1 protein-coding gene is annotated in these 1,611 nt (G+C 67.2%); it reads right to left on the bottom strand.

What is annotated here, in order from left to right:
- Window positions 1–209: 209 nt before the first annotated feature.
- Complete coding sequence (locus AB1207_RS24410) at window positions 210–635, bottom strand: STAS domain-containing protein (protein WP_367641435.1); 426 nt, start codon at window positions 633–635, stop codon at window positions 210–212.
- Window positions 636–1,611: the final 976 nt, after the last annotated feature.

A 1,611-nucleotide genomic window follows, 5' to 3' on the forward strand; every position in this document is an offset into this window, starting at 1 on the left:
CCCCATCGGTGCTGCCTCATTCTCGGGTCAGGCAGCCAATCGGAGTGTCCACCGAACCGGGAACGGTCCAACCGTCGTGGCGTTGAGCGAGGTGAGCCATGTGCAGGAACGGGCCGGACTGCAGTCGGTGCCTGCCACCGTCAGCGGGAGTGGTCCACACCAGTACCCCTGGCACCTACGGGGCAAGAGAGTCGCGGCAGCGATAGTCCTCACCGCAGACGTTGACGGCCACCTTCGAGGTCGACGACCTGGACACGGACAACGGGGTTGATGCTGTCCAACGCCCGACGCTCGAAGACCAAGGCCGCACTGGCCGCGTCCACGTCCGGATACACCGGGAAGCGGAAAATCTGCCCACTACGACGCAGGCTTCGGCAGGTCGCACCGCCGGCGTCGTCCACCACCACAATGCGGCGCCGGCGGGATTTGCCCAGCGTCCTGCCCGCGGTCAGGACCATCAGCACCTCATCGTCGAAGGAACCCACCCGCCGCACATCCAAGATCACGTCGCCTCCCACCTCACGCACCAGCTCGCTCTGCAGCGCAGCCCGAAGCTGCGTCATCTGCGCTGGGCCCACCGCCCCCTCGACGGTGAGGACCTGGGCGTCACGGTGAGCACTACTGGTGATCTTCATCCGGTGCATCCTCACGAGAGGGGTGGGGTCTTCAGTCAGTCACCGGTCGGCACCGACTGCGGCCCGCTGCCGGACCACGAGGGGCGGGTAGGAGACCTACGCCGATCCCTGTTCAAGGCTCTGCTCAGGATCCGGCTCGAGTGTTGGCTGAGGGTGCCGGTGACCTGTGGCGCTGCGCGTTACCCGTATCCACGCCCCCATGTCCCCGTCCTCGATGCTGATCGCGCTGATCGCGCTGACCGCAGCCACGACCACGCCCAACCGCTGCGCGGCCGCACATAGCAGGGCTTCCAGGTCAGCAGCGACCCCTGCCACGGCGAGGTCATCGACCTGCCGGCCCCGCAGGACACGAGAGCGGACCAGTACCACCGGTTCGTCCCCCGGTTCACTCACCAGGTCTCTCACCGGCACCCCTGACAGCTGCAGCACTCACCGCATCAGCGCCACACCCCCACGGTGCCTGAAGGACAAGACCCAGGCGGGAAGCGACCGACTGCGCCATGAGCAGCTCACTGCGCTGACGCACCGCCGCACTGCCGGCCCGCGTAGCCCACACGGCTGCGCGACCCTGCGCACAGCGCACCTTGAGCTGCCGCGCGCTGTCGACGAGGGCCCGAGCGATCCGGCGCTGTCGTCGTGCCTCATCAAAGAGTCGCAACTGCCTGGTCCCGTTTCGTCGGCTGACAGCCGACAGTTCGACCTGGTCGCAGTCTGCCCCTTGGCGGGCACCAGCGCCCACCGAAGCGCGACCACTGGGTCCTTGACCATCCAGCGCATCCATCACCACAACCAGGATCGCCGCGTAGAGCAGCTAGCACTGAGATGGGCGCTCATCCCGCGGTGCGCTCGAAGCGCACGGTCATCCCGCTCTCAGTGCGCGGTCGGCGACGTCGCAGACATGTGCTTTGGACCGTTCCCGGTTCGGTGGACACTCCGATTGGCTGCCTGACCCGAGAATGAGGCAGCACCGATGGGA

Source organism: Kineococcus endophyticus, assembly GCF_040796495.1.
GTDB classification, from domain to species: domain Bacteria; phylum Actinomycetota; class Actinomycetes; order Actinomycetales; family Kineococcaceae; genus Kineococcus; species Kineococcus endophyticus.